The 2,239-nt window shown below is 57.1% G+C and carries 1 protein-coding gene and 1 pseudogene; both read right to left on the minus strand.

The window, feature by feature from the left end:
- Window positions 1–287, minus strand: a pseudogene (locus EOA60_RS29575) (hypothetical protein); the annotation flags it as partial.
- A 79-nt stretch (window positions 288–366) separates the two neighbouring features.
- Window positions 367–1,716: a hypothetical protein gene (locus tag EOA60_RS29580; protein WP_245479296.1), complete on the minus strand. Its 1,350-nt coding sequence runs from the start codon at window positions 1,714–1,716 to the stop codon at window positions 367–369.
- Window positions 1,717–2,239 lie beyond the last annotated feature (523 nt).

Below are 2,239 nucleotides of genomic sequence, written 5' to 3' on the forward strand. Positions count from 1 at the left end.
CAGCTATCCACCGTCGACCCGTCGCCCGGATTGCATCCATCGAACATCACGGTCAGGTCGCCGGGCTCAGAGTTCAGCGTGTAAATTCTCACATATCCGCCAGGCTCGACGCGGCCGATGGTCTTCCGGAACTCGTTCTTCAGATCGGACATTGTCGTCGCCGAGATTGGATCCGTGGCGTCGATCAGAACGGCTGTCAGGCTGGTCGGGCCGTCCAGCGGGCAATTCGTGCTGGCGTCGATCTGCCCCTTGCCAGACCTCGACCACATCCAGGCAAAGCCGGCCAACATCGCGACCGATAGAACCCCAAGGGTTACAGCCGCGACGATCGTGCCCGCATGGTCCTTCTTCCGCCTGCGAGACCGCCTAGCCATTGTTCACACTGTCGGGATGAAGCTTATCGAGGTCTCGATACTGCTCAATTCCCCGCTCGCATTCCTGGCCAATCAGGCGAACTTGAGCGTTGAGCTCCTCTTGCGCCTTGCGGATCGATGTACCGATATCCTCCTCACTCCACTCTCCATTCCCGGAGACATGGGGTTTGATACGATCGAGCTTGTAGGGCGCCCCGAAATGTTTGGGCGCAGGCTCCGTTCTGGCCTGGATGTTCGCTTCTCTGTACTTCGAGAGAAGTTGGTTACACGCTCGCTCCAATTGGTCCTGATGTTGTGCAAAAAGTGTCAGAAGCCGTGAGCGATGATCGATGATCGCGCGATGTTCCCTGCGACGACTGCCGAGTTCCTTGACGATGTCCTCGACTTTTTCGTTGTGATCGTCGCGAACATCCTGGAGTTCTTCGATCAACTCCTTCTTGCGCTCGATGTAGTCCTCACGCTTAGCGACCAGGCGATTTTCGACGCCGGCGTACCCCGGATACGGGTCCAACACGAACCAGCCGTCGATAAACGCAAAGGTCGAGAACATCAGGCCGATCGCAAACAGTAGCCACGACTTCACGTCCATCAGGCCCGCTGGATTGGCCATGATGTTGCGGATGACCTCGGTGCCGGCGCCATCCGCGAGCGACCCACTTGCCTCGCGATAATGGGCTAGCGCGAGATTTATGGTCACGGCTAGGCCAACGTAAAGAAGGATTGAGAGAATCCCCACTAGCTTCCAAAAAGTGGAACGATGCGTGACCCTGCGAGCGCAGAAAACCGCAAGCAACAACGCGGCACCGATGTTAATGAACGAGAATGCCGCAGCCTCCAGGATGCCTCCAAAGAAGCCCTGCTCGTTCCCCTTGGCAAGGAAATTGCCGTTCATCGCGGTCTCGACGAGGAACAGAAACAGCAGCAGCGAAACGCGGAAAATGTGCGCCGCGCCATGCTGAACCCGTGCAGCCCGGATCAAACCGTGCTTTTCCTTGAACCAGGCGTGCTCTTTCTCCGCATCGTTAAGAGCCCTCCTCAATCCATGGAGTTCATCCAGACCAACGGCGACCGAAGCCTTGAAGTCTGTCACGCTGGCCGCATTCGCCTGGCGGATTAGGCCGAACTGTTCCTCAAAATCGAGGCCTGCCAAACGCCCGCTGAGGAGCTGGAGGCTGTCCTCGAGATTGTGATGGGCGGTTTTCTTTTCATCCTCAACGCGTTCGATGACGGCATGTTCGATATCGTCGAGATTCTTAGCGCCCTTCGGGGGCTGGTTCGCCTCGCCACGTTCCTTCCCGCGACCAGCGAGATTCATATCGCGGTCAATCTTGGCGACGTCCAAGCTGCTGAACAGCTGGGTACTCGCACGGAAATCATGGTTAGACTCGCGAAGGGACTCGCGCAGCCTATTTAACTTTTCAAATTTGGATCCCAACGCCCTACTACCCAACCTATAGCCCCAACACTGTGCTTCTATGCAGAGTAGAAGCAAAGGGCAACCGCACATTCACAAATGTCCACTTGGTTTGTCACGATCATTAGTTTGGCTGTGACTTTGCCGCCGCGCACCTAGACAGCTTTCACGACCCGATCGGCCGGGCTGCCGTGCGGGCTCGCATCCAAGTTGCGAATAATGCGAGGCTCAGCCCCGGGCAAGCTGACGATGAACGCCGGCGGTCCGAGGTTAGTTCAGGTATGTCGGTCGACGAATTGGTAGATGCCGCCGATCTCGTCGACATGTCCCTCGACCTGCGCCATGTTCGCATCCCAAACTTCGATAGCCTGCACGGCAGCGTGTGTGAACCGCGAACTTTTAACCCGTCCCGTTGGACTCTCGAGATGATCTCCGGTGGACTGTCGAGATG

Source organism: Mesorhizobium sp. M1A.F.Ca.IN.020.06.1.1, assembly GCF_004023265.1.
Classification (GTDB): domain Bacteria; phylum Pseudomonadota; class Alphaproteobacteria; order Rhizobiales; family Rhizobiaceae; genus Mesorhizobium.